The 25,195-nt window shown below is 67.7% G+C and carries 23 protein-coding genes; 12 read left to right on the top strand and 11 right to left on the bottom strand.

All coding sequences use genetic code 11. From position 1 onward, the window contains the following. The first annotated feature begins 49 nt into the window (after positions 1–49). The 3 genes from IB278_RS19210 (at position 50) to IB278_RS19200 (ending at position 3,204) form a co-directional block, all read left to right on the top strand. Positions 50–1,423, top strand: a complete 1,374-nt coding sequence (locus IB278_RS19210; protein WP_192324840.1) for an amidase family protein — start codon at positions 50–52, stop codon at positions 1,421–1,423. A 105-nt stretch (positions 1,424–1,528) separates the two neighbouring features. Further along, complete coding sequence (locus IB278_RS19205; protein WP_145739015.1) at positions 1,529–1,951, top strand: VOC family protein; 423 nt, start codon at positions 1,529–1,531, stop codon at positions 1,949–1,951. Positions 1,952–2,028: 77 nt separating this feature from the next. Then, positions 2,029–3,204 carry a pirin family protein gene (locus tag IB278_RS19200; protein ID WP_225613023.1) on the top strand — a complete coding sequence of 392 codons (1,176 nt, stop codon included), beginning with the start codon at positions 2,029–2,031 and terminating at the stop codon, positions 3,202–3,204. Positions 3,205–3,223: 19 nt separating this feature from the next. Here IB278_RS19200 and IB278_RS19195 read toward each other — a convergent pair whose 3' ends face one another. Beyond that, positions 3,224–3,514 (bottom strand): YciI family protein, encoded by a 291-nt coding sequence (locus tag IB278_RS19195; RefSeq protein ID WP_145739013.1) that lies wholly within the window; start codon positions 3,512–3,514, stop codon positions 3,224–3,226. Positions 3,515–3,661: 147 nt separating this feature from the next. On the opposite strand from IB278_RS19195, the gene IB278_RS19190 reads away from it, so the two are divergent. Both IB278_RS19190 and IB278_RS19185 read left to right on the top strand, forming a co-directional pair. After that, positions 3,662–4,732 (top strand): M4 family metallopeptidase, encoded by a 1,071-nt coding sequence (locus IB278_RS19190; RefSeq protein WP_145739011.1) that lies wholly within the window; start codon positions 3,662–3,664, stop codon positions 4,730–4,732. Further along, positions 4,729–5,067, top strand: a complete 339-nt coding sequence (locus IB278_RS19185; RefSeq protein ID WP_145739009.1) for a protealysin inhibitor emfourin — start codon at positions 4,729–4,731, stop codon at positions 5,065–5,067. The genes IB278_RS19190 and IB278_RS19185 overlap by 4 nt, the downstream gene beginning before the upstream one ends. Positions 5,068–5,093: 26 nt before the next feature. On the opposite strand, the gene IB278_RS19180 is transcribed toward IB278_RS19185, so the two are convergent. Beyond that, positions 5,094–6,422, bottom strand: a complete 1,329-nt coding sequence (locus IB278_RS19180) for an Nramp family divalent metal transporter (RefSeq protein ID WP_145739007.1) — start codon at positions 6,420–6,422, stop codon at positions 5,094–5,096. A 102-nt stretch (positions 6,423–6,524) separates the two neighbouring features. On the opposite strand from IB278_RS19180, the gene IB278_RS19175 reads away from it, so the two are divergent. Genes IB278_RS19175 through IB278_RS19165 form a run of 3 tightly spaced genes read left to right on the top strand, consistent with a single transcriptional unit; the run spans position 6,525 to position 8,089 of the window. Further along, positions 6,525–6,833 carry a putative quinol monooxygenase gene (locus IB278_RS19175; RefSeq protein ID WP_015867994.1) on the top strand — a complete coding sequence of 103 codons (309 nt, stop codon included), beginning with the start codon at positions 6,525–6,527 and terminating at the stop codon, positions 6,831–6,833. A gap of 60 nt (positions 6,834–6,893) precedes the next feature. After that, on the top strand, positions 6,894–7,463 hold the full coding sequence (locus tag IB278_RS19170; RefSeq protein ID WP_145739005.1) for a hypothetical protein: 570 nt from the start codon (positions 6,894–6,896) through the stop codon (positions 7,461–7,463). A 32-nt stretch (positions 7,464–7,495) separates the two neighbouring features. Beyond that, on the top strand, positions 7,496–8,089 hold the full coding sequence (locus tag IB278_RS19165; protein WP_145739004.1) for a hypothetical protein: 594 nt from the start codon (positions 7,496–7,498) through the stop codon (positions 8,087–8,089). Between the two features lie 70 nt (positions 8,090–8,159). On the opposite strand, the gene gap is transcribed toward IB278_RS19165, so the two are convergent. Both gap and IB278_RS19155 read right to left on the bottom strand, forming a co-directional pair. Further along, a complete protein-coding gene (gap, locus tag IB278_RS19160; RefSeq protein WP_015867997.1) occupies positions 8,160–9,161 on the bottom strand; it encodes a type I glyceraldehyde-3-phosphate dehydrogenase in 1,002 nt (333 codons plus the stop codon). A gap of 63 nt (positions 9,162–9,224) precedes the next feature. After that, positions 9,225–11,330: a transketolase family protein gene (locus IB278_RS19155; protein ID WP_145739001.1), complete on the bottom strand. Its 2,106-nt coding sequence runs from the start codon at positions 11,328–11,330 to the stop codon at positions 9,225–9,227. 136 nt (positions 11,331–11,466) lie between these two features. On the opposite strand from IB278_RS19155, the gene speD reads away from it, so the two are divergent. From speD to IB278_RS19140, 3 genes are read left to right on the top strand one after another with little or no spacing between them, the layout of a single operon-like run. Further along, on the top strand, positions 11,467–11,847 hold the full coding sequence (gene speD, locus IB278_RS19150) for an adenosylmethionine decarboxylase (protein ID WP_145738999.1): 381 nt from the start codon (positions 11,467–11,469) through the stop codon (positions 11,845–11,847). A gap of 23 nt (positions 11,848–11,870) precedes the next feature. Continuing rightward, a complete protein-coding gene (locus IB278_RS19145; RefSeq protein WP_192324920.1) occupies positions 11,871–12,581 on the top strand; it encodes a nucleotidyltransferase family protein in 711 nt (236 codons plus the stop codon). Beyond that, positions 12,578–13,972 carry an aminopeptidase P N-terminal domain-containing protein gene (locus IB278_RS19140; RefSeq protein ID WP_192324838.1) on the top strand — a complete coding sequence of 465 codons (1,395 nt, stop codon included), beginning with the start codon at positions 12,578–12,580 and terminating at the stop codon, positions 13,970–13,972. Before IB278_RS19145 ends, IB278_RS19140 begins: the two co-directional genes overlap by 4 nt. Here the strand turns inward: IB278_RS19140 and IB278_RS19135 are convergent. The 7 genes from IB278_RS19135 to IB278_RS19105 all read right to left on the bottom strand — a co-directional run bounded on the left by IB278_RS19135 (position 13,914) and on the right by IB278_RS19105 (position 22,613). After that, a complete protein-coding gene (locus tag IB278_RS19135) occupies positions 13,914–14,888 on the bottom strand; it encodes a LysR family transcriptional regulator (RefSeq protein WP_145738995.1) in 975 nt (324 codons plus the stop codon). The genes IB278_RS19140 and IB278_RS19135 overlap by 59 nt on opposite strands. A gap of 45 nt (positions 14,889–14,933) precedes the next feature. Continuing rightward, positions 14,934–16,298 carry an esterase-like activity of phytase family protein gene (locus IB278_RS19130; RefSeq protein ID WP_192324836.1) on the bottom strand — a complete coding sequence of 455 codons (1,365 nt, stop codon included), beginning with the start codon at positions 16,296–16,298 and terminating at the stop codon, positions 14,934–14,936. An 80-nt stretch (positions 16,299–16,378) separates the two neighbouring features. Further along, positions 16,379–18,007, bottom strand: a complete 1,629-nt coding sequence (locus IB278_RS19125; RefSeq protein WP_192324834.1) for an FAD-dependent oxidoreductase — start codon at positions 18,005–18,007, stop codon at positions 16,379–16,381. A gap of 116 nt (positions 18,008–18,123) precedes the next feature. Then, positions 18,124–19,668 carry a polyamine aminopropyltransferase gene (locus IB278_RS19120; RefSeq protein ID WP_145738989.1) on the bottom strand — a complete coding sequence of 515 codons (1,545 nt, stop codon included), beginning with the start codon at positions 19,666–19,668 and terminating at the stop codon, positions 18,124–18,126. 14 nt (positions 19,669–19,682) lie between these two features. Continuing rightward, positions 19,683–19,901, bottom strand: coding sequence for a DUF350 domain-containing protein (locus IB278_RS19115; protein WP_015868006.1), 219 nt, complete (start codon positions 19,899–19,901; stop codon positions 19,683–19,685). Positions 19,902–19,963: 62 nt separating this feature from the next. After that, positions 19,964–21,445 carry a DUF4178 domain-containing protein gene (locus IB278_RS19110; RefSeq protein ID WP_192324832.1) on the bottom strand — a complete coding sequence of 494 codons (1,482 nt, stop codon included), beginning with the start codon at positions 21,443–21,445 and terminating at the stop codon, positions 19,964–19,966. A gap of 118 nt (positions 21,446–21,563) precedes the next feature. After that, the gene (locus tag IB278_RS19105; RefSeq protein WP_145738985.1) at positions 21,564–22,613 is read right to left on the bottom strand and encodes an SPFH domain-containing protein; all 1,050 of its coding nucleotides are present in this window, start codon (positions 22,611–22,613) and stop codon (positions 21,564–21,566) included. Between the two features lie 166 nt (positions 22,614–22,779). Here IB278_RS19105 and IB278_RS19100 point away from each other — a divergent pair, with 166 nt between their 5' ends. Further along, the gene (locus IB278_RS19100) at positions 22,780–25,122 is read left to right on the top strand and encodes an NADP-dependent malic enzyme (protein WP_145738984.1); all 2,343 of its coding nucleotides are present in this window, start codon (positions 22,780–22,782) and stop codon (positions 25,120–25,122) included. The last annotated feature ends 73 nt before the right edge of the window (positions 25,123–25,195 follow it).

Below are 25,195 nucleotides of genomic sequence, written 5' to 3'. Positions count from 1 at the left end.
CATGCGGGCACTGTCGCTGGAATGGACAAGCAGCAGAAAGGCACAGACCATGACCGCCCTCGATCCCACCACCCTCCTGGCCGCCGGGGCCGCACGGTCGGCCAAGGCGCTCGCCGCCAGGCAAGTGAGCGCGGTCGACTTGTGCGAAGCCGCGATCGCCCGCATCGAGGCGCTCGACGGCCCGCTCAACGCGGTGGTGGTGCGCGACTTCGACCGCGCGCGCCGGCAGGCCGCCGAAGCCGACGCGGCGCTCGCGCGCGGCGAGCGCCGGCCGCTGCTGGGCGTGCCGATGACGGTGAAGGAGGCCTTCAACGTCGCCGGCCTGCCGACCAGCTGGGGCCTGCCGCAGTACCGCCATTTCGTGCCGCGGCAGGACGCCGTCGCCGTGGCACGCCTCAAGGCGGCAGGCGCGGTGATTCTCGGCAAGACCAACGTGCCGCCGGCGCTGGCCGACTGGCAGTGCGACAACCCGGTGTATGGCCGGACGGTGCACCCGCTCGATGCCAGGCGCACGCCGGGCGGTTCGTCGGGTGGCGGCGCAGCGGCGGTGGCCACCGGCATGGTGGCGCTGGAGCTGGGCTCCGACCTCACGGGCTCGCTGCGCGTTCCCGCGAGCTTTTGCGGCGTGTACGCGCACAAGCCGAGCGAGGGCCTGCTGCCGACGCGCGGCTTCGCATTTCCGGGCACCGAGGAGGCGCCGGCCGCGCTGCCCTCGGTGATCGGGCCGATCGGCCATGGCGCGGACGACCTCTCGCTGGCGCTCGATGTGCTGGCCGGGCCCGATGCGGCCCACGTGGCGCAGGGCCGCTTCATGCTGCCGGCGGCGCGCCATTCGGCGGCGAAGGACTGGCGCGTGCTGGTGGTCAGCGCGCATCCGCAGGCCTCGGTGGCGGCCGATGTGCGCGCCGCCGTCGAAGGCGCCGGGCAGCGGCTGGCGAAGGCCGGCGCCTCGGTCGCCCAAGCCTCGGACCTGCTGCCCGATCTGGCCGAGGTCGGCGACACCTACGGCCAGATCGTGCAGACCGTGCTCGCGCATGCCGAGCCCGGCGGCCGTTCGCCGATGCGGCTGCGCACCTGGTTCGACCTGCTGGCCACGCGCACGCGCATCCGGGCGCAGCTGCGCACGCTCTTCATGCAATTCGACGCCGTGCTGTGTCCGGCGGCGGGCTGCGCGGCCTTCGAACACGTGACCGAGCCTGATTTCGAGAAGCGCACGCTCACTATCGATGGAAAGCCCACACGCTACGACGCACTGGCCGCCTGGTCGGGGCTTGCGAGCCTGGGTGGCCTGCCCGCCACGGTCGCTCCCGTGGGCTTCACGGCCGGTGGATTGCCGCTGGGCGTGCAGATCGTCGGCCCGTATTTCGAGGACCGCAGCACCCTCGCGCTGGCCGGGCTGCTGGGAAAAAGTGCCCTCCGATAAAAATAATGTGGACACCGTACATTTTCTTTGCTATCTTTTGTGGACGGCGTACACAACACGCCGGCAAACCTCCGATCCACTCTTCATCAACATAGGAAGACAACCATGGCCAACAAGCAGATCTTCGTGAACCTCGCCGTCAAGAACCTCGACAAGTCCAAGGCATTCTTTGCCGCGCTGGGCTACACCTTCAACGAGAAGTTCACCGACGCCAACGCCGCCTGCATGGTGATCCAGGAAGGCAGCATCCACGCCATGCTGCTGGTGGAAGACTTCTTCAAGACCTTCACGAGCAAGAGCCTGGCCGACACCAGCAAGAGCACCGAGGTGCTGCTGTGCCTCTCGTGCGAAAGCCGCGCCGAGGTCGACGAGATGGTGGCCAAGGCGGTGGCCGCGGGCGGCACGGTGCCGCGCGAGCCGCAGGACTACGGTTTCATGTACGGCCACGGCTTCCAGGACATCGACGGTCACTTGTGGGAGCTGATGTACATGGACCCGAACGCCGAAGTGACCCATCAGAACGCCTGATGCTGCGCTGCTGACGCACAAGAACGATGCCCATCGTTCCATATGCGCTCCTCACTGTTGCGCGGAAGGCCCCTTCCCTGAAGCGGGTGCGCCCCGATATTCCACAAAGCAGCGCCGCCGCGCATTCAGCGGCGGCGCGCCCAACCGAAAGGAATACCGAGGTGTCCAGCAACAACGACAGCAGCAGCCACATCGAGGAAGGCCGCAGCCCCGTCCTGCAGGTGAGCCCGCTCGGCTTCCCGTGGCAGACGATCGACCCGTTCCTGTTCTGCGTCTATCACGACGACGCCTACCCGAAGGCCAACGCGCAGATGGGGCCCGAGGCCCCGCTAGCGGGCCGCCAGATCGGCCAGGACTTCAGCCGCAAGGACGGCTGGAGCATGTACCACGGCGACACGGTGCCGGGCTTTCCCTCGCATCCGCACCGGGGCTTCGAGACGGTGACCATCGTGCGCAAGGGGCTGGTCGACCATTCCGATTCGCTGGGCGCCACCGCGCGCTTCGGCGGCGGCGACGTGCAGTGGCTCACGGCCGGCAAGGGCATCGTGCATTCGGAGATGTTTCCGCTGCTCGATGCGAACGCGCCGAATCCGCTGGAGCTGTTCCAGATCTGGCTCAACCTGCCGGCCAGAAGCAAGATGGCCGAGCCGCACTTCACGATGTTCTGGTCGGAATCCATTCCGCACTTTGCGTCCGACGATGCGGCGGGCGGGCGCACCGAGGTCGCGGTGATCGCGGGCCGCTTCGGCGGCACCGCCGCAGACGGCGGACCGGCGCCGATCCATCCGCTCGCGCCGCCGCCGGATTCCTGGGCCGCGCAGGCCGATGCCGACGTGGCGATCTGGACGCTCAAGATGACGCCCGGCGCCCAATGGACGCTGCCGGCCGCCGCGGGCGATGGCACGCGGCGCATGCTGTACTTCTTCAAGGGCGCGGTGGCGACCATCGCAGGCCGGCGCGTGGAAGGCCCGGCCGCCATCGAACTGCGCGCCGACACGGCCGTCGAACTGCGCAATGGCGATGAAGAGCCGGGCGAATTCCTGCTGCTGCAGGGCCGCCCCATTGCCGAGCCGGTGGTGCAATACGGTCCGTTCGTGATGAACACGCAGGCCGAGATCAGCCAGACGCTGGCCGACTACCGCCGCACGCAGTTCGGCGGCTGGCCCTGGAGCGATCCGGCGCCGGTGCATGGCCGCGATGCGGCGCGCTTTGCGCGGCACCCCGGCGGGCGCGAGGAAAAGCCGGCGGCCTGAGCCACGCGGCTGCGCGGCCTCAAAGCGCCTTGAGGATCTCGGTCGCGGGCGCGGTCATGCTGGGTACGAACTCGATCACCTGCGTGCTGGCCGCGCCGTTCTGCACGAACGGGTCGCGTGCGAGCACGGCCTCGAGCTCTGCCCGGTCGCCCGAGCGCGCGAAGATCACGCCGCCCTTGCGCGGCACCTGCCGGCCCGAGGCCAGGAACAGACCGCTTTGGTAGTGCTTTCGCAGCCACGCCATGTGCCCATCCATCAATACATCGAGCTCTTCAAGCGGACGGATGTAGGTGAGCGTGACGATGAACATGGCAGCAGCGGCAAGTGGATCGGAAGGCTCCGATCGTATGGCCTGGAACGCAGCCATCTCATGACCAGAAGTAACGGAGTGATCCAGGTTTTACGGCTTTCTGATACCGTCTTTTTCGTTGCCCTCAACTGCAAAGGAGAGTCGCCCATGCCGCTTCGCTCGCCGGGCCTTTTGCCGCCCAGCTTCGTACCGCCGTACCTGCTGGACCGGCTGGCGCAACATGCCGGTGCACATGCCAGCGCGAAGGCGGCGCAGACGCTGATGATCGACCGCCAGCACCGCGGCCTGCGCGAGGCGGTGGCCGGGCAGGGCGTGTCGTCGGGCCCCGCGCCCAGTTACCTGCGGCGTGACTCGCCCGCACGCGCCATCCACGACGCGGAACACACCATGGCCCTGCCGGGCCGGCTGGTGCGCGCCGAAGGGCAGGCCGCCACCGGCGACATCGCCGCCGACGAGGCCTACGACTACCTGGGCGCCACCTACCGCCTGTATCACGACATCTTCGAGCGCGATTCCATCGATGGCGCGGGCATGCCGCTCACGGGCAGCGTGCACTACGGCAACGACTACGACAACGCCTTCTGGAACGGCAGGCAGATGGTGTTCGGCGACGGCGACGGCGAGGTCATGAACCGCTTCACCATCGCGGTGGACATCATCGGCCACGAGCTCACGCACGGCGTGATCGACCACGAGGCGAGCCTGGTCTACCAGGGGCAGCCGGGCGCGCTCAACGAATCGATCTGCGACGTGTTCGGCGCGCTGGTCAAGCAGCACCTGCGGAAGCAGACGGCCCAGCAGGCCGACTGGCTGGTGGGCGCGGGGCTCTTCACCGACCGTGTGAAGGCGCGCGCACTGCGCTCGATGGCCGAGCCCGGCACGGCCTACGACGATCCGGTGCTCGGCAAGGACCCGCAGCCTGCCCACATGAAAGACTTTGTCGACACGCGGCAGGACAATGGCGGCGTGCACATCAATTCCGGCATTCCGAACCGCGCCTTTCATCTCGCTGCCACGGCCATCCAGGGCCCGGCATGGGAGACGGCCGGCCGCGTCTGGTACGACACGGTGTGTGACCGGCGGCTGCGCCGGGACGCCGATTTCCTGGCCTTCGCACAGCTCAGCGTGGAAAATGCGGCCAGGCGCTTCGGCGCCGGCAGCGCGGCGCACAAGGCCGTTGGCGCCGCATGGAACACCGTGGGAGTCACACCATCATGATTCAGCTTCCGCCCCTGGACCAGGCCTCCGTCGTGCGCCTGACGCGCGAGGGCGGCGTGGCCTACGTGCCGGGCCTGTCGCGCCCGCGCAGCTACCAGCTGGGCAACTGCAGCGAGGAATTGCGCCAGCAGATCGGCGAAGCGCTGCAAAGCGCCGCGCCGCACGCGGAGCCGCGCGGCGGCCCCGGTTCGCCGGGCGGCGACCAGCGCTTCTACCGCGTGGAGGTCGTGGTGGAAAGCGCCACTTCCCATTCGGGCTCGGTCAGCTTCGAGGTGCCCGAGAACGAAGCGCCCGAGTCGCTGGTGCACCTGTGGAAGGACGCGGCCGAGCGCTAAAGATACAAGGCTTCGTCTTCACCAAATCAAGGGCCGCCGAGCACCGTCGACGCCACCAGCCACACGTTGGCCGAGCTGATCACGCCGAACAGCCCCCAGGCCAGCAGCTTGACCAGCCTGCCGTTGGCAAAGCCGCCCATCAGCGCGCGGCTGCTCGTGAAGCGGATCAGCGGCCACATCGCGAACGGCAGCTGGAAGCTCAGCACCACCTGGCTCAGCACCAGCATCTTGCCCACGCCGCCATCGCCGAACCACCAGACCCCCAGGAACGCCGGCCCGAGCGCCAGCCCCCGCGTGATCAGGCGGCGCTGCCAGCACGGGATCTTCAGGTCGAGAAAACCTTCCATGATGATCTGGCCCGCGATGGTGCCGGTGAAGGTCGAGCTCTGGCCCGAGGCCAGGAGCGCAATGCCGAACAGCGTGGCCGCCACCGCGCTGCCCACGATGGGCTCGATGAGCCGGTAGGCGTCGTCGATCTCGGTCACCTCCACATGGCCGGTGCTGTGGAAGGCGCTGGCCGCCAGCACCATGATGGCCGCGTTGACCAGCAGCGCGAGCGAGAGCGAGAACACCGCGTCGAAGGTGCAGAAGCGCACCGCCTCGCGCCGCGCCGCATCGCTGTCGGCCACCAGCCGGGTCTGCACGATGGACGAATGCAGGTACAGGTTGTGCGGCATCACGGTGGCGCCGACCACGCCGATCGCAAGGTACAGCGCGCCTGGCTGCTGCAGCCGCTCGAAGCTGGGCGCGAAGCCCATCGCCACGCCGAACCAGTTGGGCTGCGACATCGCGAGCTCCACCACGAAGCAGCCCGCGATGGTGCCCACCAGCCCGAGCACGATCGCCTCGACGCGGCGGAAGCCCGCGCCCTGGAGCCCCAGCACGAGCAGCGTGTCGAACGCAGTGATGCCGATGCCGACCGGGATCGAGACGCCGAACAGCAGGTGCAATGCGAGCGCGCTGCCCAGCACCTCGGCCAGGTCGCAGGCCACGATGGCCAGCTCCGCGCCCAGCCACAGGAAGCGGCTCACGCGCGGCGAATAGTGCTCGCGGCAGGCGCGCGCCAGGTCTTTCTGCGCCACCAGCCCGAGCCGCACGCACAGCGTCTGCAGCAGCATCGCCGCGAGGCTCGCGAGCAGCACCACGAAGAGCAGGCCGTAGCCGAAGCGCGACCCGGCCTCGATGTCGGTCGCCCAGTTGCCCGGGTCCATGTAGCCCACCGACACCAGCAGGCCGGGGCCCGCGTAGCGCAGCAGCTTCTTGCCGAAGGGCAGGTCCCGCGGGACCGCCACGCTGCCCTTGACTTCGGAGGGACAGAACGGCGCGGTGGCCGTGCGGGGCAGGGGAAAGAACATGCGGGCGATGATAGGGTCGCGCGCGGGACCGCTGGCCGGGCGGCCGGTCTTTTAGATTCGACGGTCCCATTCCACACACATGCAACAACGGAGCTTTTTTCCATGATCCACGTCGTCGCCGTCATCACCGCCAAGCCGGGCCAGCGCGCCAGCCTGCTCGAAGCCTTTGCCGCCAACCGCGCGGCCGTGCTGGCCGAAGAGGGTTGCATCGAATACGGCGCCACGGTCGACGCCGCGGGCGTGCCTGCATCGAAGGCCAGCTTCGGGCCCGACACCTTCGTGGTGATCGAGAAATGGGAAACGCTGGCGCACCTGCAGGCCCACGCGGTGGCGCCGCACATGGCGGCCCACGGGGCGAAGACGAAGGAGCTGGTCCAGAGCAAGCTGATCCACGTGCTCGAGCCGGTCTGACGCGGCCGGTTTACGTCATGTTACTGTCGCGCCTCCAAACAACTCTGGAGGAGAAGAAACATGGCAAACAACCGCCTGCTCGGCGTTGTCCTCTGTGCGCTCGCCGTCCTGGCGACGGGTTGCGCATCGCCCAAGGCACCGCCCTACGCGCCGGACTACGCCGCGCTTGACCAGCTCAAGGCCTCGAAGCCTTCCACCGTCGCAGTGGTGAAGGTCGAGCCGACCGACCCCAACGCGCCCGTCAACAGGATCTCGCTGCGCGGAACCCGGCTGGATTCGCCCAGCGGCACCTTTGCCAAGTATCTCGAGGAAGCGCTGGTGCGCGACCTGAAGGAAGTCTCCGCATTCGATGCCAAGTCGCGCACGCGGCTCGATGCCCGGATCCTGGCCAACGACGTCAGCGTGGGGAACATCTCCACCGGCACGGGCGTGATGGAAGTGCAGATCGAGGTCACGCGCGAAGGCGTGCAGCGGCTGAAGAAGACCTACAAGGCCGACATCAGCTTCGAGTCCAGCTTCGCGGGCATGGTGGCCATTCCGGCCGGGCAGACGGCCTATCCGACGCTCGTTCGCGCGCTGCTGAAAAAGGTCTACACCGACCCGCAGTTCGCCGCCGCCATCGGCTCCTGACGCCACCCGTTCGAAAAAAAAGGAAGACCAACATGTCCTTTTCCGGAACCGTCCGCATTGCGCTGGCGCTGGCCTTCGCCGCAGTGCTCGCAGGTTGCGCACACCCCATCTCGCTCAGCACCGAGGCGGCGCCGCCGCAGCGCGTCGACACCTACCTGGTGCCGAAGAAGGTGGCCTATGCCATGAGCGATGCCGAGCGCGGCAAGCAGGCCATCACCCCCGGCGGCGGCGGCGACCGCATCAGCTACTACCCGTACCGCGACCTGGAAAAATCGATCCGCGATGCGCTGCGCGCGGTCTACCAGGACGTGGTCGTCATCCCCTCGGCGGCCGATGCCAGTGCCGTCAAGGCGTCGGGGGCAGCCTATGTGTTCACGCCGGCGATCACGACCAGTTCCAGCTCCTCGTCGGTCCTCACCTGGCCACCCACGGAGTTCACCACCGAGATCGCCTGCACCGTGACCGATCCGGCCGGCGCGGAAATCACGCGGGTCAAGGCGACCGGCCGGGGTGCCGCGGAGTTCAGCGAGTTCAAGCACGACCTCGCGCTCTCCGCCAAGCGCGCATCGGCCGAGGTGGCGAACCAGCTGGCCAGCGAGATCCGCAGGAACGAGAAGCTGCGCTGAACCGCCCGGTGCCACGCCCATGAAAAAACGCGCCCGAGGGCGCGTTTTTGTTGCCGGGTCCGCGAAGCTTTTACTTCGCCACGACCTTCACCATCTCCAGGCACTTGTTCGAGTAGCCCCATTCGTTGTCGTACCAGCTCACGAGCTTCACGAAGGTGCCGTCCAGCGCAATGCCGGCTTCGGCGTCGAAGATCGAGGTGCGCGGGTCGCCGCGGAAGTCGGTGGCCACCACCTTGTCCTCGGTGTAGCCCAGCACGCCCTTGAGCGCGCCTTCGCTCTGCGACTTCATCTCGGCGCAGATTTCCTTGTAGGTGGCTTCCTTCTCGAGCTCCACCGTGAGGTCGACCACCGACACGTCGGAGGTCGGCACGCGGAAGCTCATGCCGGTGAGCTTCTTGTTGAGCTCGGGGATCACCACGCCCACGGCCTTGGCGGCGCCGGTGCTCGAGGGAATGATGTTTTCCAGGATGCCGCGGCCGCCGCGCCAGTCCTTGTTGCTCGGGCCGTCGACGGTCTTCTGCGTGGCGGTGGCGGCGTGCACGGTGGTCATCAGCCCGCGCTTGATGCCCCACTTGTCGTTCAGCACCTTGGCCAGCGGTGCCAGGCAGTTGGTGGTACAGCTGGCGTTGCTGACGATGGCTTCGCCGGCGTACTTCTTGTCGTTCACGCCGTAGACGAACATCGGGGTGTCGTCCTTCGAGGGGGCCGACATGATCACCTTCTTCGCGCCCGCGTCGAGGTGCTTCTGGCAGGTTTCCTTGGTGAGGAAGAGGCCGGTCGACTCGAGCACGATGTCGGCGCCGACTTCGTTCCACTTCAGCTGCGCCGGATCGCGCTCCTGCGTGAGGCGGATCTTCTTGCCGTTGACGATCAGCGTGTTGCCTTCCACCGTGACTTCGCCCTTGAAGCGGCCGTGCACCGAGTCGTACTGGAGCATGTAGGCCAGGTAGTCGGGCTCGAGCAGGTCGTTGATGGCGACGATCTCGATGTCGTTCTTGAAGTTCTGCACCGCTGCGCGCAGCACGTTGCGACCGATGCGACCGAAGCCGTTGATACCGAGTTTGATAGCCATCTGATTTGCTCCTAAGGTTGAAAAACTTGTGGTCGGACAGAAAGGGGAAAAGCCTCGCCGGGCTCAGCCGCGCAGTGCGGCTTCGACCGTGGCGGCAACGTTCTCGGCCGTGAAGCCGAAGTGCTTGAACAGCGCCCCGGCCGGTGCCGACTCGCCATAGGTGTCGATGCCCACGACGGCCGCGCAGCCGTATTTCCACCAGCCGCCGGTGCAGCCCATTTCCACCGCGATGCGCGGCAGCTTCTTGGGCAGCACGGCCTTCTTGTAGGCCACGTCCTGGCGGTCGAAGGTGGTGGTCGAGGGCATCGACACCACGCGCACGGCAATCTTCTTCTCGGCCAGCAGCTTCTGCGCGGCCAGTGCCAGCTGCACTTCGGAACCGGTGGCGATGATGACCGCGGCGGTCTTCTTGCTCTTGAGGCCGACGGCTTCGGGCTCCGCCAGCACGTAGGCGCCGCGGCTGATGTCGCCGAGCTCGCCCTTGGGCGCGTAGGCGATGTTCTGGCGGCTCAGCAGCAGCGCGGTCGGACGCGACTGGTTCTGCAGCGCCACGGCCCAGGCCACGGCGGTTTCGGCGGTGTCGCCCGGACGCCAGACGTCGAGGTTCGGAATCAGGCGCAGCGAGGCGGCGTGCTCGATCGACTGGTGCGTCGGGCCGTCTTCGCCCAGGCCGATGGAGTCGTGCGTGAACACGTGCACCACGCGGCGCTTCATGAGCGCGGCCATGCGGATGGCGTTGCGGCTGTAGTCGCTGAAGGTCAGGAAGGTGCCGCCGTAGGGAATGAAGCCGCCATGCAGCGCGATGCCGTTCATGATGGCCGCCATGCCGAACTCGCGCACGCCGTAGTTGATGTGGCGGCCGATCTCGCCGTGCGGCGGCTCGACGGCTTCGCCCTGCGCGGCTTCGTCTTCGGCGCCTTGCGGAGGCTGCGGCGCAGGGGGCGCGTTCAGCACCACGGCGCCGGTCTTGGCGTCGAAGCGCAGCGCGGCAGTGCTCTTGGTGTTGGTGAGGTTGGAGCCCGTGAGGTCGGCGCTGCCGCCGAGCATTTCGGGCAGCGCGGCGGTGAAGGCCTCGAGCGCGAGCTGGCTGGCCTTGCGGCTGGCCACGGTCTCGCCCTTGGTGTGGGCCGCGACCACGGTGTCGAACGCCACCTGGTGGAAGTTCCTGGGCAGCTCGCCCTTCATGCGGCGGGTGAACTCGGCGGCCAGGCCGGGGTAGGCCTTGGCGTAGGCCTCGAACTTGTCGTTCCAGGCCGCTTCGGCCTTGGCGCCTTCTTCCTTGTGGTTCCAGTCGGCGTAGGCTTCCTCCGGCACTTCGAAGGCCGCATAGGGCCAGTTCAGCGCGGCGCGGGTGAGCGTGATCTCGTCGGCGCCCAGCGGCTCGCCGTGGGCCTTGGCGGTGTTGGCGCGGTTCGGGCTGCCCTTGCCGATCTGCGTCTTGCAGATGATGAGGGTGGGCTTCGAATCTTCCTTCTTCGCTTTGGCGATGGCCTTGGACACGTCCTTGGCGTCGTTGCCGTCGATCGGGCCGATCACGTTCCAGCCGTAGGCCTTGAAGCGCTCTTCGGTGTTGTCGATGAACCAGGGCTTCACCTGGCCATCGATGCTGATGCCGTTGTCGTCGTACAGCGCGATCAGCTTGTTCAGGTGCCAGGCGCCGGCCAGCGCGCAGGCTTCATGGCTGATGCCTTCCATCATGCAGCCGTCGCCCAGGAAGGCGTAGGTGTGGTGGTCGACGATGGCATGGTCCTTGCGATTGAACTCGGCCGCGAGCAGCTTCTCGGCCAATGCAAAGCCCACCGCATTGGTGATGCCCTGGCCCAGCGGGCCGGTGGTGGTTTCCACGCCGGGGGTCACGTCCACTTCGGGGTGGCCCGCGGTCTTGCTGTGCAGCTGGCGGAAGTTCTTGAGCTCGGCAAGGGGCAGGTCGTAGCCGGTGAGGTGCAGCACCGAATACAGCAGCATCGAGGCGTGGCCGTTCGACAGCACGAAGCGGTCGCGGTCGAACCAGTGCGGGTTCGCGGGGTTGTAGCGCAGGTGTTCGCCCCAGAGTGCGACGGCCATGTCGGCCATGCCCATCGGTGCGCCCGGATGGCCGGAGTTTGCTTGTTGGACGGCATCCATGGCCAGCGCGCGGATCGCGTTGGCCATCAGGGCTTGGTTTGCCATGGGCGGTGGGCTTTCGGGGAATGTGGATTAGGGGGAACCCGCGATTTTACCGGCCTCGCTCCAACCCCCTCCTGCAGCGGCCAGAACACCCCACTGATGCTCTTTGGCGACACCTGGGCTGCTAGAGTTGCCACCCATGCATGGGCTGCACCTCACCGCCGATCTCCACGACTGCCAATGCGCCATGCAATGGCTCACCGACAAGGAGGCGCTCGGCGCCGTCTGCATCAAGGCGGCAACGGCCGCCGGGCTGCAGCCGGTGGGCAAGCTGGTCCATGGTTTTCCGGCCACGCCGCAAGGGCCGGGCGGCGTCACGGCCACCGTGCTGCTGGCCGAATCGCACCTGTGCATCCACACCTGGCCCGAACAGCGCGGCGCCACGCTCGACGTGTATGTGTGCAACTTCGGCGGCGACCATTCGGCCAAGGCGCATGCGCTGATGGAATGCCTGGTCGCGCTGTTCCAGCCGCGCCACAGCGAGCGCAACGAACTGCTGCGCGGCAGCGTCGCCGCGTGAGTGCCCCGGCTTCCGTGCGGGCGATGATCCTCGCGGCCGGCCGCGGCGAGCGCATGCGGCCGCTGACGGACACCACGCCCAAGCCGCTGCTCGAAGTGCGCGGCAAGCCGCTGATGCAATGGCCGATGGAGGCGCTGGCCGCCGGCGGCTTCACCGACCTGGTGGTCAACACCGCCTGGCTCGGCGAGAAGATCTCCAGCCGCTTCGGTCTCAATCCCTTGCTGAATGGGCATCCTGCGCTATCGATTTCCTACTCCGACGAAGGCCGCGATTTCGGCGAAGCGCTGGAAACGGCCGGCGGCATCGTGCGTGCGCTGCCGCACCTGGGCGAGATTTTCTGGGTGGCGGCCGGCGACGTGTTCGCGCCGGATTTCGCCTTCGCGCAGGCCGCGGTGGACCGCTTCGCGGCCAGCGGCAAGCTGGCGCACCTGTGGCTGGTGCCGAACCCCGCGCACAACCCCAAGGGGGACTTCGGACTCTCCGCAGAAGGCCTGGCGCTCAACTCGGCGGCCGAGAAATACACTTTCTCGACCATTGGCCTCTACCGTGCCGCGCTTTTTGCGCCGCCCTATTGCGGCATCCCGGCCGGCAACCCGGCGGGCGCCAAAGCCCCGCTGGCCCCGATCCTGCGCGCCGCGATGGACAATGAACGCGTGAGCGCCGAGCTCTACGCCGGTCCCTGGACCGACGTGGGAACGCCCGAACGGCTTCTTCAACTGAACACGCCAAGATGACCTCAGAAGACCACCGGATCTACGCCGAGCGCCGCGCGCGCCTCGCATCGCAACTGGGCAAGGACGGCATCGCCATCGTCCCGACCGCGCCCGAGCGCCAGCGCAACCGCGACAGCGACTTCCTGTTCCGGCATGACAGCTACTTCCATTACCTGACCGGCTTCACCGAGCCCAACGCCTGGCTGGTGCTCGCGGGCGACGGCCGCAGCATGCTGTTCTGCGCGCCCAAGGACCTGGAGCGCGAGATCTGGGACGGTTATCGCCTGGGCCCCGACGCCGCGCCCGCGGCGCTTGGCGTGGACGAGGCCTTCTCGGTCGACGAGCTCGACGCCCGGCTGCCGAAGCTGCTCGAGAACAAGTCGACCGTGTGGTTTCCGTTCGCGATCCACAAGGGCCTCGAAACACGCGTCGACGGCTGGCTGCAGTCGGTGCGTGCACGCGTGCGCTACGGCGCGCTGTGCCCCGAGGAACTGCACGACCTGTGCGGTCCGCTCGACGAAATGCGCCTGGTGAAGGACGCGCACGAACAGGACATCATGCGGCGCGCCGCGCAGATCAGCGCGCGCGCCCACATCCGCGCGATGCAGCTGTCGGCGCGCATGCTGCGCGAAGGCAAGGACGTGCGCGAGTACCACCTCGACGCCGAGCTGCTGCACGAGTTCCGCCTGGGCGGCTCGCAGTACCCGGCCTACGGCTCCATCGTGGCGGCGGGCGCCAATGCCTGCGTGCTGCACTACCGCGCCGACGCGGCGCCGGTGCGCAGCGGTGAACTGGTGCTGATCGACGCAGGCTGCGAACTCGACGGCTATGCCAGCGACATCACGCGCACCTTCCCGGCCAACGGCAGGTTCAGCGGGCCGCAGCGCGCGCTGTACGACCTGGTGCTGGCCAGCCAGGACGCCTCGGCCGCAGCCACCAAGGCCGGCAATCGCTTCACGGACCCGCACGATGCGGCGGTCAAGGTGCTGGCGCAGGGCATGCTCGACCTCGGCCTGCTCGATGCCGGCAAGGTCGGCAGCGTCGACGACGTGATCGACTCGCGCGCCTACTTCCAGTTCTACATGCACCGCACCGGCCACTGGCTCGGCATGGACGTGCACGACTGCGGCAGCTATGTCGAGCCCACGCAGGTGGGCGAGGTGAGCGAACGCAAGGACCCGCTGTCGAACGAAGTCATCAAGAACCGGCCGAGCCGGATCCTGCACCCCGGCATGGTGCTGACGCTGGAGCCCGGCATCTACGTGCGCCCCGCCGAGGGCGTGCCCGAGCAGTTCCACAACATCGGCATCCGCATCGAGGACGACGCGATCGTCACGGCCACCGGCTGCGAGCTCATCTCGCGCGGCGTGCCGGTGAAGGCGGACGAGATCGAGGCACTGATGCGAGCTTGACCGCGCGCTGCGACACCGGCGGCGGCGCATGCCGCGCCTGCAGGAAGTCGATGAACACCCTGAGCTTGCGCGGCATCTGCGCGCGGCTCGGGTGGTACAGGTAGAAGCCCGGAAACGTGGGCCACCAGGGCTCGAGCAGCGGCACCAGGCGGCCGCTTTCCAGATCGCCGCGCACCATGCCTTCGAAGGCCACCATGATGCCCGCGCCGTCGCGCGCGGCGGCCAGCAGCACATCGCCGTCGTTGCTGATCAGCGGCCCGGCCACTTCGACGTCGAGCACGCGGCCGTCCTGTGCGTATTCCCAGCGATAGAGGGCCCCCGTGGTCAGGCGGTAGTTCAGGCACTGGTGCTCGCGCAGGTCCTCGGGCGTCTTCGGCGGCCTGCGCCCCGCCAGGTAGCGCGGCGACGCGAGCGTCACCATGCGCTGCGGCCCCCCCACCGGCAGGGCCACCACGTCCTGCGCCAGGCTTTCGCCGAGCCGGATGCCGGCGTCGAAGCCGCCTTCGACCAGCTCGATCATGCGGTTGTCGCAGACCAGTTCCAGCGTGATGTCGGGATAGGCCTCGGCAAAGTCCGCGAAGTGCGGGTTCAGCAGCAATTCGGCCGACACGCGCGCGACGTTCAGGCGCAGCAGCCCGGCCGGCTTGTCGCGCGCCTCGTCCAGGCCTTCGACCGCCTGCGCGAGCGCGGCCAGCGCCGGCTGCGCACCTTTGAGCAATTGCTGGCCCAGCTCGGTCACGCCGACGCGCCGCGTGGTGCGGTCGAGCAGGCGCACGCCGAGCCGCCCCTCGAGCATGCGCACGGTCTGCGACAGGGCCGAGGGCGACACGCCCAGCTCTTGCGCGGCCCGCGTGAAGCTGGCGTGGTGCGCAATGCGTGCGAAGGCGGCAATGGCGGGGAGCAGTTCGGGCGACATGCGCGAATTATGAAGAGGCGCGTCAGCCGGCCACTCGCGATGGCGCTACCTGGCCTGCAGCAGCGCCCCCGCCTCCAGCAGCACCAGCTCGTTGTCGTCCGCCTGGTTCGGCTCGCGGCTGCTGGAGAACGGCAGGTTGTTGTCGTTGCCGACCACGATGTGCGTGGCATCGACCACGTCCACGTTCTCGATCGTGAAGAACGGGAACTTGAGCACGCCGTCGTTGAGCGGCTTGCGCGCGAGCCCGGCCGGGTCGGCGATGTTCAGCAAGTCGATGTAGCCGATCTTGCGTACCGCGCCGCCCGCGTTGGCGTCGCTCAACTCGATCTTGTAGACGCGCTTGAATTTGGCGATGTCGTGGAAGCAGTCGCTGCGCTTCTGGCCCTCGGGGCATGCCTTGTCGCTGGTGCCCTCGCCGTTGTCGCGCTCGATGATCAATCCGGTGGTCGCGTCGATCATGTTGAAGTCGCCGATGGCGTGGCCATTGGCTTCGAGCGGGTATTTCCAGTGGCGGCCGGTCCATTTTTCCGAAGCCACGTCGAACTCCAGCACGCGCAGCGCTTCCTTGCCGTCCAGCTTCTCGTAGTCCTTTGCCTCGGCGTTCCACACCGGGCCTTCGAGCAGCGCGTAGAGCTTGCTGCCGTCCTTCGACGAAGCCATGCCTTCGAAGCCCTTGGAGCGCTTGATCTGGAAATCGACCGCGCCGCCCGGTGCGCCCGGCGTGGTGACGGCCGGATGGTCGGGGGAGCGCACGGCCTTGCCGTCGACCTGCGTGTCGAACACCGCGAGCACCTTGCCCTTGAGGTCGGCCTTGATCAGGAAGGGGCCGAACTCCTCGCCGATCCACAGGGCGCCGCCGGCAAACTGGAAGCTCTCGGGATCGAAGTCGGAGCCGGTCAGGTAGCGCTGCTTCGTGCCCTCGTGAACGATGCGGAAGGGCACCTTCTTGTCCGGGTCGTGCAGGAAGATGGTGTTCAGGCGGTTGAACTTGCCGCTCTTGAAGTCCACCTTGTAGTGGTTCAGGTAGAGCATGAAGTCGGGCGAGTTGGCCTTGGCGCCAGCACCGTTGTCGGTGAGGATCCAGAACGAGCCGTCGTCCATCTTCTTGATGCCCGAGTGGCCCTGCAGCGGCTGGCCCTTGAAGGGCAGCGAGACGCCGGTGCCGCGGCCACCGGACAAGCCTTCGATGGTGCCCAGCGCCTCCACGCGCTTGCCCGAGGTGAACTTGCCGCTCACCTGCAGGTCGGCGGGCGCATCCTTGGGCGCCGCGACGAAGCTTTGCGCGGGCAGTACGGCATGGCCGGCCAGCGTCGCAGGGAAGGCGGCCTGTGCGGCGGCATGGCCGCAGGCGAACGCGGCGGCCAGCGCGATGAAAGAAGTACAGAAAAAGAAAGAAGCGGGGCGCGTCATTGGAAAGAGAGGTTCCGTGTCGAAACGCGAGACCATGCCGGCCACGCGTGACGCGGCCATGACATGAGGCACCCGGGCCTTCAGCCCGGCGCCTCGCCCGCGACGTGCCCGCGCGTGAACGCCTCCTCGAAGATCGAATAGCCCGACCAGTCGGCATGCGCGAACGAAAGCCGGCCCGCGATGACACGGCCGCGGTGCCCTGCGTCCGGCGACATGCGGTGCGCGCCGATCTGCGCAAGCAGGCCCGGCCGCGGGATCGACATGGCGTGGCCGTAGCGCGTGATCTCGATGCGCGTCGCGAGCGAAGGCAGGTCGGGGTGCGGCACCGAGAGTTCGGCGAGCAGCTCGTCGCGCCAGCCGGTCCAGGGGCGGTCGAGCAGCAGGCGGCGGCCATCGGCGCCGTCGTGGCGGCTCGGGCCGAGCGGGCGGTACCAGCTCAGCACGGTGCCGCGCGGCGTGGGGTCGAGCGTCTGATGGCGCGCATCGACGTAGCCGAGGCCGCGCGTGCCGTGGATCACGTTGTCCCAGCTCGGTGCGGCGCCGGGCCGGTCGGCGAGCGGTCCGCGCAGGTGCACGTTGGCCACGAGCCAGGGGGCATAGCGCAGGTGCGCGGCGGCGTTCTTCAATACCTCCGGCGCGTTTTCGACCACGCGCGCGGCGATGAACACCGGCAGCGCGACGATGCAACGCTCGGCCTGCCAGCGCACCAGCGATTGCGATGCGGCATCCCATGCGTCGACCTCGACGCCGCCGCGAAGCTCGGCGATGCGCGTGACGGCCTGGCCTGTATGCAGCCGGTCGCCCAGCGGCTCGGCCAGCCGCTTCGTGAGCCAGCCATTGCCCTCGGGCCAGGTGAGCACCCCGTCGTGCTCGGCGGCCGATTCGGCGCCGCCGCCTTTCGCATCGCCGGGCGCGTGAAAGCCATGGCGGCTCGCGAAGTAGTGGATGCCGGCCCAGGCCGAGACCTGTTCAATGCCGGCGCCGTAGTCGTCGCGGCAGCAGTAGTCGAGGTACCAGCGCAGCTGCGCATCGCCGAAGCCCTCGCCGTCGAGCCATTGCGCGAAGCTGACGGCATCGAGCGCCAGCAGCTCGGGCGTGAGGGCGGCCTTGAGCGTGGGAATGACGAAGTGCGCCGCGTGCTGCAGCGCGTCGATGCGCTGCGCGAACCTGCGGTACTGCGCGTGCGTGTCGGCGCCCACGCCATGCAGGGGCAGCAGGCCGTCCTGCCACTCGCCGCGGAAGAACAGCCGCTCCTGCGGGCTGTGGCAGAGGTGGCGCTCGTCGTATTCCCAGCGGCCCGCCACGCGCCGGCGCAGGCCGAGTTCCTCGAGCAGGTCCTGTACTTCACGCGCATCGTCGCCGGGCGTCGGCAGGTAGTGCGCGCCGAGCGGACAGGCAATGCCGCTCACCATGCCGCCGCGCGCATTGCCGCCCGCCGCATCCTCGAGCTCGAGCAGCACGAAGTCCTCGATGCCCGCGAGCCGCAGTGCGCGCGCGGCGGCGAGACCCGCGACGCCGCCTCCGGCAATCACCACGCGCGTGCGCTTCATGCTTGCCGGAGACGGGCCCTTGAGCGCGCTGTCGCGCAGTGCGTGGCCGCGCGCGACGTCGATGCCGGTGAAGCCGCCGTCGATGGGCGGCGGCGGGGCCTCGCAGCCAGCGAGCGCAAGGGCGCCCGCCGCAGCCCCAAGAAAACCCCGGCGCTTCATTGCATCCGTCCCTTTCGGGAAACACCGCGGAACCGGCTTTGCCGGGCCGCAGGTGTTGCCCCCGGCGAGGGGGTGGGCGAAGCGACACGAAGTGCGCGAAGACTGGGGGAGATCATTCAGTGCGTCGTGATCACCTTGCCCCACTCCTGCTCGTAGGTGGTGACAAGGGTCTGGTTCGACAGCCGGTTCACTTCGGCCGGCACGCGCGCCATGTCGAGCGGAAAGTCGAACATCAGCGGCAGGGTGGAAGGCGAGAGAAAGCGCAGCCCGGAAGGCAGCGCATCGGGCATGCGGTACGGCCGCCGGCTCGCGATGATGTAGCCCCATTCGCCGAAGCTCGGCACATGCGCGTGGTAGGGCGTTGCCTGCAGGCCGACCGATTCGATGGTCGCCGCCACGGTCCAGTAGCTCTTGCGCGCGACCAGCGGCGAGGTGGTCTGGATCACCGCGTAGCCGCTCGCCGAAAGGCGCTTTTCGAGCAGCGCATAGAAGCTGTTGGTATAGAGCTTGCCGATCGCGAAGTTGGTGGGATCCGGGAAGTCGACCACGATCACGTCGAAAAAGTCCCCGGGCTGCTGCAGCCACTGGAACGCATCGGTATTGACGACCTTCACCTTCGGCGACGAGAGCGAATGCCCGTTGAGCGCCGCCAGCGTTTCATGCGCGGTGAAGAGCTGGGTCATGTTCGGATCGAGCTCCACCAGCGTGACCGATTCGACCGAGGGATATTTCAGGATCTCGCGCACCGCCATGCCGTCGCCGCCGCCGAGCACCGCGACTTTCTTCGGCGCGCCCTGCGCGGCCATCACCGGATGGACGAGTGCCTCGTGGTAGCGGTACTCGTCGCGCTCGGCGAACTGCAGGTTGCCGTTCAGGAACAGCCGGTGCCCGAGCTGCCCGCGCGTGACCACGATGCGCTGGTAGGGCGAGGTGGCGCTGAACACGATGCGGTCCTGGTAGAACTTGTCCTCGGCCAGCGTGGTGATGTGGCCGGCCCCGGCGAAGGCGCCGACCAGCGCGGCCAGCGCCAGCAGGCAGGCCAGCGCATGCGCGCCGATGCGGCGCAACTCATGGCGGAACAGCCACAGCGCCCACACGGCCACGGCCGCATTCATGATACCGAACAGCAGGCCGGTGCGGATCATGCCCAGCTGCGGCACCAGGATGAGCGGAAAGGCCACCGACACCGCCAGCGCGCCGAGGTAGTCGAAGGTGAGCACCTGCGACACCAGGTTCTTGAGCTGGATGTTGCGCTTGAGGATGCGCATCACCAGCGGGATCTCGAGCCCCACCAGCGTGCCGACCACCACCACGAGCCCGTAGAGCAGCAGGCGGAACGCGCCGGGCACGTAGGCGTTCGCGAGGAAGAGAACGGCCGGCAGCGCGCCGCCGACCAGCGCCACGAGCAGCTCGATGCGCAAAAAGTGCGCGGGCAGCTGGCGCTCGAAGAAGCGCGAGAGCCACGAGCCCACGCCCATCGCGAACAGGTAGGTGCCGATGATGGTGCTGAACTGCAGCACCGAGTCGCCGAGCAGGTAGGAGCTCAGCGCGGCCGCGGTCAGCTCGTAGACCAGCCCGCAGGCCGCGACCACGAACACGCTGGCCAGCAGCGCGATCTCGACCGGCTGCGGCCCGCGCGCATCGGCGGAATGCGCGGACACGGCCGCCTCCCCGCTCAATGGATGGCTGCGGCGACGATGACGCAGATGCCCAGGCTCATGGCGGCCACCACCAGGCCCAGCGCCACGTTCTGCTTCTCGACGATTTCGCCCCAGAGGTCATAGGGCGTGAGCTTGTCGATGATGAGGAAGCAGAGCCAGAAGATCAGCACGCCGAGCAGCGCATACACGAGCGATCCGAGGACCACGCCCGGTTTCAGCCATTCAAATCCCATGGGGACCTCCAGTCGTAGTTGCAGTAGTGGGTGACATCAGCGCGAAGCTATGTTGCTCTTGTTCATTTGTGGCCGCCGCCGCTCGAATAGCCGCCATAGGAGCCGCCGTAGCTGCGCGACCCGCCGGAGGATCCACCGCTGCAGGTACTCAGGATGACCAGCAGCACGATGATGACGATCACGATGAGGATGATGGTGCCGCAGCCCAGGCCCGATGCGGCGCTGACCGGCAGCGCATCGCCGCGCGCGAACATGTCCTTCTTGTCGTCGAGCTTGAAGGCGGCGGACACCAGTCCGCTGTCGAGCTTGCTGCCCGAGGACCAGGTCAGCTCGTTGGCCGAGCGCTCCATCGAAAGCAGCGCGTTGCCGCTGGCGAAATCGCGGTTGAAGGTTTTCTGGCCGCGCTCCACCTGCCAGTAGAACTCGCCCGCCACATAGGTGGTTTCGGCGTTGTAGGCGTACTGCTGCGTATAGCGCTTGCCCAGGTAGGTGGCGCTGCTGCCGTTCTCGGCCATGACCGGCGCGCCGGTGGTCGGCTTGACCATGCTCCAGCCGTCCTCGGCGTCCACCAGGAAGCTGAAGCCGCGCTTCTTGTTGTACAGCAGGTATTCGTTCCAGCCGAAGTGCTCGTCGTCGCCGGGCTCCACGCCCATGCGGTGCTGGAAGCCCACCACCTGCCACTGCGCGCCCTGCAGCTGGCCGGTGCTGCCGATGGGGATGAGCGGGCGCACGGGTTCGTTCTGCTCCGCGTGCTTCAGCTCGCCGCCGATGCCCTGCGACACGTCGATGATGCTGTTGCACGAGCCGCAGGTGATGCTCTTGCTGTCGGCCAGGTTGACCGTGACGGGCGCGCCGCAGTTGGGGCAGTTGAAGGCGCGGCCTTTTTCGTCCTTGGCGGATTCGTCGCGCAGGCCCGTGAGCTGCAGGTCCTCAAGCTGTATCGAGCGGCCCAGGTAGGCGCCGGGCGGCTCGGTGCCGTAGTCGATGCTGAGCACCAGCCCCTTGTCGCTGCGCAGTTCGACCATGGGGAACGGGCGGCCCAGCTCGGGCAGGTGCGGCAGTTCACCCTGGGCGGACAGCAGCGTCACCTGCTCGTTGGACGAGACGGTGTAGCTCTGGCCGTTGAATGCGCTGGCGGCCCCCACGCGCAGGTCGCCCGGCGGTGGCGCGGCGCGCTGCAGCTCGAAGGGCAGCGCGAACACGTAGGCGCCGTTGTCCTCGCTCAGGATGCCGGTACGGTCGCCGTCGAGCGCGGCGATCCACTCGGTCCAGCGCCCGCCGGCGGTGCTGTATTGCAGCCGGCCGATGATGGTGAACGGCTGGTTCTGGATGCGGCCCGCGGCAAACAGCTGCAGCGGGCTGAAGTCGTCGAACAGCTCCGCCATCTTGCCGATGCGCGCGAGCGTCTCGCCCTGGCGCACGACGGTGCTCTGGCAGTAGGGGCAAACGGCGAAGGCCGATTGTGCGGACCTGAATTCGACCGGCGCGCCGCAGCCGGGGCAGGGCGCACGGTAGGCGCGCTGGGCGCCGCCTTCTTCAGCCATGGCAAACGGCAGCGGATGCAGCTGCGGGGAATGCCGTGGAACCGGCTACGCCGGGCCACAGGCATTGCCCCCTGCAAGAGGGAGGGAGTAGCGACACGAAGTGCGCGAAGCCTGGGGGTTAGACCAACTTCTTGAGCAGCTCCGCCTTCTTGGCGTCGAACTCTTCCTGCGTGAGGATGCCCTTGGTCTTGAGCTCGCCGAGCTTCTCGAGCGTGGTCATCACGTCGGCCGGGCTCACCACGGCCACGGCCGGCTGCTGCTGGGTGGCCGCGGCCTGGGCCGCCGCGCCCGGGCTCAGGCCCTGCGCGAGGTTCTGCGCCAGCACCTGGCCCAGCGCCACGCCGGCCCCCAGGCCCATGGCATCGCCCGCGATGCCGCTGCCGCCCGCTGCGCCTTCGGCGAACTTCGGGATCGCCTGCGCCGTCTGGTACTGCATGAACTTGCCCATGTCGTTGCCGACCATGCCCATGCCGATCTTCTGGTCGAGGATCTTCTGCAGTTCTTCGGGCAGCGAGACGTTCTGGACCGTGATGTTCTCGAGCTTGATGCCGATCTTCTCGAACTCGGGCACCAGCTGCGCGGCCAGCGCCTGGGCAAACTGGATCTGGTTGGCGGCAAGGTCCAGAAACGGCACGCCGCTGGACGCGATGGCATTGCTGATGTTCTGCAGCACCAGCCCGCGCAGCTGGCCGTCGAGGTCGGCCACGCTGTAGACGTCGCGCGTGCCCGAGATCTCGGTGTGGAACAGCTTGGCATCGCCGATGCGGAAGCTGTAGTTGCCGAAGGCGCGCAGGCGCACGGCGCCGAAGTCCTTGTCGCGGATGGTGATGGGCTGCGGCGTGCCCCACTTCTGGTCGACCTGCTGGCGCGTGCTGAAGAAGTAGACGTCGCTCTTGAACGGGGACTCGAACAGCTTGTCCCAGTTCTTCAGGTACGTGAGCACGGGCAGCGTCTGCGTCGTGAGCTTGTACATGCCCGGGCCGAACACGTCGGCCACCTGGCCTTCGTTGACGAACACCGCCACCTGCGACTCGCGCACGGTGAGCGAGGCACCGTTCTGGATTTCCATCTCCGCCATCGGGAAGCGCCAGGCCAGCGTGCCGTCGCCGGTCTCGGTCCACTGGATGATGTCGATGAACTGTTTCTTGATGAAATCCATCAGGGCCATGGCTGCTCCTCGTCGAATTTTTTTCCGGACTGCGCATATTGCCACATCGCCTTGACGGGTCTTGCTGCTTTCGGCAGGGTGGATCTCCGCCATGCGGCCTATGGCGCCCCGGGCCGAGGTCTACAATCGGCGCCCCCAGAAGAAGCGCCACCAGGAGCAACGGCCCATGTCCGATTCGACGATCCCATCGACCCCCACGCCCGAAGACAAGCGCGCCGAACTGCGGCGCGCCGCCCTCGAGTACCACGAGCTTCCGGTGCCGGGCAAGATTGCCATTGCCGCCACCAAGCAGATGGTCAACCAGCGCGACCTGTCGCTGGCGTATTCGCCCGGCGTGGCCGCGCCCTGCGAGGAAATCGTCAAGGACCCGGCCAACGCCTTCAAGTACACGGCGCGCGGCAACCTGGTGGCGGTGATCACCAACGGCACCGCCGTGCTCGGCCTTGGCGACATCGGCGCGCTGGCATCCAAGCCGGTGATGGAAGGCAAGGGCGTGCTGTTCAAGAAGTTCGCCGGCGTCGACGTGTTCGACATCGAGATCGACGAGAAGGACCCGGCCAAGCTGGTCGAGATCATCGCCTCGCTGGAACCCACCTTCGGCGCCATCAACCTCGAGGACATCAAGGCCCCCGACTGCTTCTACGTCGAGCGCGAGCTACGCAAGCGCATGAAGATCCCCGTGTTCCACGACGACCAGCACGGCACGGCCATCACCGTGGCCGCGGCCATGCTCAACGGCCTCAAGGTGGCGGGCAAGGACATCAGCGAGGTCAAGCTGGTGACCTCGGGCGCGGGCGCCGCGGCACTGGCCTGCCTGAACCTGCTGCTCAAGGTGGGCCTCCAGCGCGAGAACGTGTTCGTGACCGACCTGGCCGGCGTGGTCTACGAAGGCCGCGAGGAGCTCATGGACGACGACAAGCGCCAGTACATGCAGAAAACCACGGCCCGCACGCTGGCCGAGGTGATCGAGGGCGCCGACGTGTTCCTGGGCCTGTCGGCCGGCGGCGTGCTCAAGCCCGCCATGGTGGCCAAGATGGCGCCGCGCCCGGTGATCTTCGCGCTGGCCAATCCGAACCCGGAAATCTCGCCCGAGGACGCCCATGCAGTGCGTCCCGACGTGATCATGGCCACCGGACGCACCGACTACCCGAACCAGGTCAACAACGTCCTGTGCTTCCCGTACATCTTCCGCGGCGCACTCGATTCGGGCGCCACCACGATCACCGACGAGATGGAAATTGCCGCGGTGCGCGCCATTGCCGATCTCGCCCAGGCCGAGCAGAGCGAGCGCGTCGCCGCCGCCTACGTCGGCGAAAAGCTGACTTTCGGGCCCGAATACCTGATTCCGAAGCCCTTCGATCCGCGCCTCATGATGAAGATCGCGCCGGCGGTGGCCAAGGCCGCCGAGGAAAGCGGCGTGGCCTCGCGCCCGATCAAGGACATGGACGCCTATCGCGACCGCCTGCAGAGCTTCGTCTACGCCTCGGGCACCACGATGAAGCCGATCTTCGACGCCGCCAAGCGCGCGCAGAAGAAGCGCGTGGCGTACTGCGAGGGCGAGGAAGAGCGCGTGCTGCGCGCCGCCCAGATCGTGGTCGACGAAGGCATTGCGCGCCCCACGCTGATCGGCCGCCCGGCCATCATCGCGCAGCGCATCGAGAAGTTCGGCCTGCGCCTGAAGGAAGAGCTCGACTACGACATCGTCAACGTCGAGCAGGACCACCGCTACCGCGACTTCTGGCAGACCTACCACCGCATGACCGAGCGCAAGGGCCAGACGGTGCAGACCGCCAAGATCGAGATGCGCCGCCGCCTGACGCTGATCGGCGCCATGCTGCTGCACAAGGACGAGGTCGACGGCATGATCTGCGGCACCTGGGGCACCACGCTGATCCACCTGCACTACATCGACCAGGTGATCGGCAAGCGCCCCGGCGGCTGCGAAAGCACGCCGCAGGACGTGCCGGTGTATGCCTGCATGAACGGCCTGCTGCTGCCCGACCGCCAGGTGTTCCTGGTCGACACCCACGTCAACTACGATCCCTCGCCCGAGGAACTGGCCGAGATCACGACCATGGCGGCCGAGGAAATGATGCGCTTCGGCCTCAAGCCCAAGGCCGCGCTGCTGTCGCATTCGAACTTCGGCACCAGCAACGAGCCCAGCGCGGTCAAGATGCGCAAGACGCTCGACCTGCTGCGCGTGCAGGCGCCCTGGCTCGAAGTGGACGGCGAAATGCACGGCGACGTGGCACTCGACAGCAAGCAGCGCGCGATCGTCATGCCGCACAGCGCACTGGCGGGCGATGCCAACCTGCTGGTTTTCCCGAACATCGACGCGGCCAATATTTCCTACAACCTGCTCAAGACCGCGGCCGGCGGAAATATCGCGATCGGCCCGGTGCTGCTCGGTGCCGCCAAACCTGTGCATATTCTCACGGCCAGCGCAACAGTTCGGCGCATCGTGAACATGACAGCCTTGACAGTCGCCGACGCAAACGCAGAGCGATAAGCCATTTGGCGAGAGTGGCCGCCAACTTAAAGCGCCACTCGATCCCCTTGCGACTGCTCAAACTTTGGGCAGT

Source organism: Variovorax sp. VRV01 (assembly GCF_014852545.1).
GTDB lineage: Bacteria > Pseudomonadota > Gammaproteobacteria > Burkholderiales > Burkholderiaceae_C > Variovorax > Variovorax beijingensis_A.
Note: the sequence above shows the minus strand (reverse complement) of the source record. Positions and strands in the feature narration are given on the sequence as shown.

Excerpts from the sequence above, each read along its gene's own strand:
- IB278_RS19190 (WP_145739011.1), top strand. The coding sequence starts at position 3,662 with ATGCCGCTTCGCTCGCCGGGCCTTTTGCCGCCCAGCTTCGTACCGCCG.
- IB278_RS19195 (WP_145739013.1), bottom strand. The coding sequence starts at position 3,514 with ATGTTCATCGTCACGCTCACCTACATCCGTCCGCTTGAAGAGCTCGAT.
- IB278_RS19125 (WP_192324834.1), bottom strand. The coding sequence starts at position 18,007 with ATGAAGCGCCGGGGTTTTCTTGGGGCTGCGGCGGGCGCCCTTGCGCTC.
- IB278_RS19140 (WP_192324838.1), top strand. The coding sequence starts at position 12,578 with ATGACCTCAGAAGACCACCGGATCTACGCCGAGCGCCGCGCGCGCCTC.
- IB278_RS19115 (WP_015868006.1), bottom strand. The coding sequence starts at position 19,901 with ATGGGATTTGAATGGCTGAAACCGGGCGTGGTCCTCGGATCGCTCGTG.
- IB278_RS19180 (WP_145739007.1), bottom strand. The coding sequence starts at position 6,422 with ATGTTCTTTCCCCTGCCCCGCACGGCCACCGCGCCGTTCTGTCCCTCC.
- gap (WP_015867997.1), bottom strand. The coding sequence starts at position 9,161 with ATGGCTATCAAACTCGGTATCAACGGCTTCGGTCGCATCGGTCGCAAC.
- IB278_RS19105 (WP_145738985.1), bottom strand. The coding sequence starts at position 22,613 with ATGGCCCTGATGGATTTCATCAAGAAACAGTTCATCGACATCATCCAG.
- IB278_RS19110 (WP_192324832.1), bottom strand. The coding sequence starts at position 21,445 with ATGGCTGAAGAAGGCGGCGCCCAGCGCGCCTACCGTGCGCCCTGCCCC.
- IB278_RS19135 (WP_145738995.1), bottom strand. The coding sequence starts at position 14,888 with ATGTCGCCCGAACTGCTCCCCGCCATTGCCGCCTTCGCACGCATTGCG.
- IB278_RS19165 (WP_145739004.1), top strand. The coding sequence starts at position 7,496 with ATGTCCTTTTCCGGAACCGTCCGCATTGCGCTGGCGCTGGCCTTCGCC.
- IB278_RS19175 (WP_015867994.1), top strand. The coding sequence starts at position 6,525 with ATGATCCACGTCGTCGCCGTCATCACCGCCAAGCCGGGCCAGCGCGCC.
- IB278_RS19210 (WP_192324840.1), top strand. The coding sequence starts at position 50 with ATGACCGCCCTCGATCCCACCACCCTCCTGGCCGCCGGGGCCGCACGG.
- IB278_RS19145 (WP_192324920.1), top strand. The coding sequence starts at position 11,871 with ATGATCCTCGCGGCCGGCCGCGGCGAGCGCATGCGGCCGCTGACGGAC.
- IB278_RS19100 (WP_145738984.1), top strand. The coding sequence starts at position 22,780 with ATGTCCGATTCGACGATCCCATCGACCCCCACGCCCGAAGACAAGCGC.
- IB278_RS19130 (WP_192324836.1), bottom strand. The coding sequence starts at position 16,298 with ATGACGCGCCCCGCTTCTTTCTTTTTCTGTACTTCTTTCATCGCGCTG.
- speD (WP_145738999.1), top strand. The coding sequence starts at position 11,467 with ATGCATGGGCTGCACCTCACCGCCGATCTCCACGACTGCCAATGCGCC.
- IB278_RS19185 (WP_145739009.1), top strand. The coding sequence starts at position 4,729 with ATGATTCAGCTTCCGCCCCTGGACCAGGCCTCCGTCGTGCGCCTGACG.
- IB278_RS19170 (WP_145739005.1), top strand. The coding sequence starts at position 6,894 with ATGGCAAACAACCGCCTGCTCGGCGTTGTCCTCTGTGCGCTCGCCGTC.
- IB278_RS19205 (WP_145739015.1), top strand. The coding sequence starts at position 1,529 with ATGGCCAACAAGCAGATCTTCGTGAACCTCGCCGTCAAGAACCTCGAC.
- IB278_RS19155 (WP_145739001.1), bottom strand. The coding sequence starts at position 11,330 with ATGGCAAACCAAGCCCTGATGGCCAACGCGATCCGCGCGCTGGCCATG.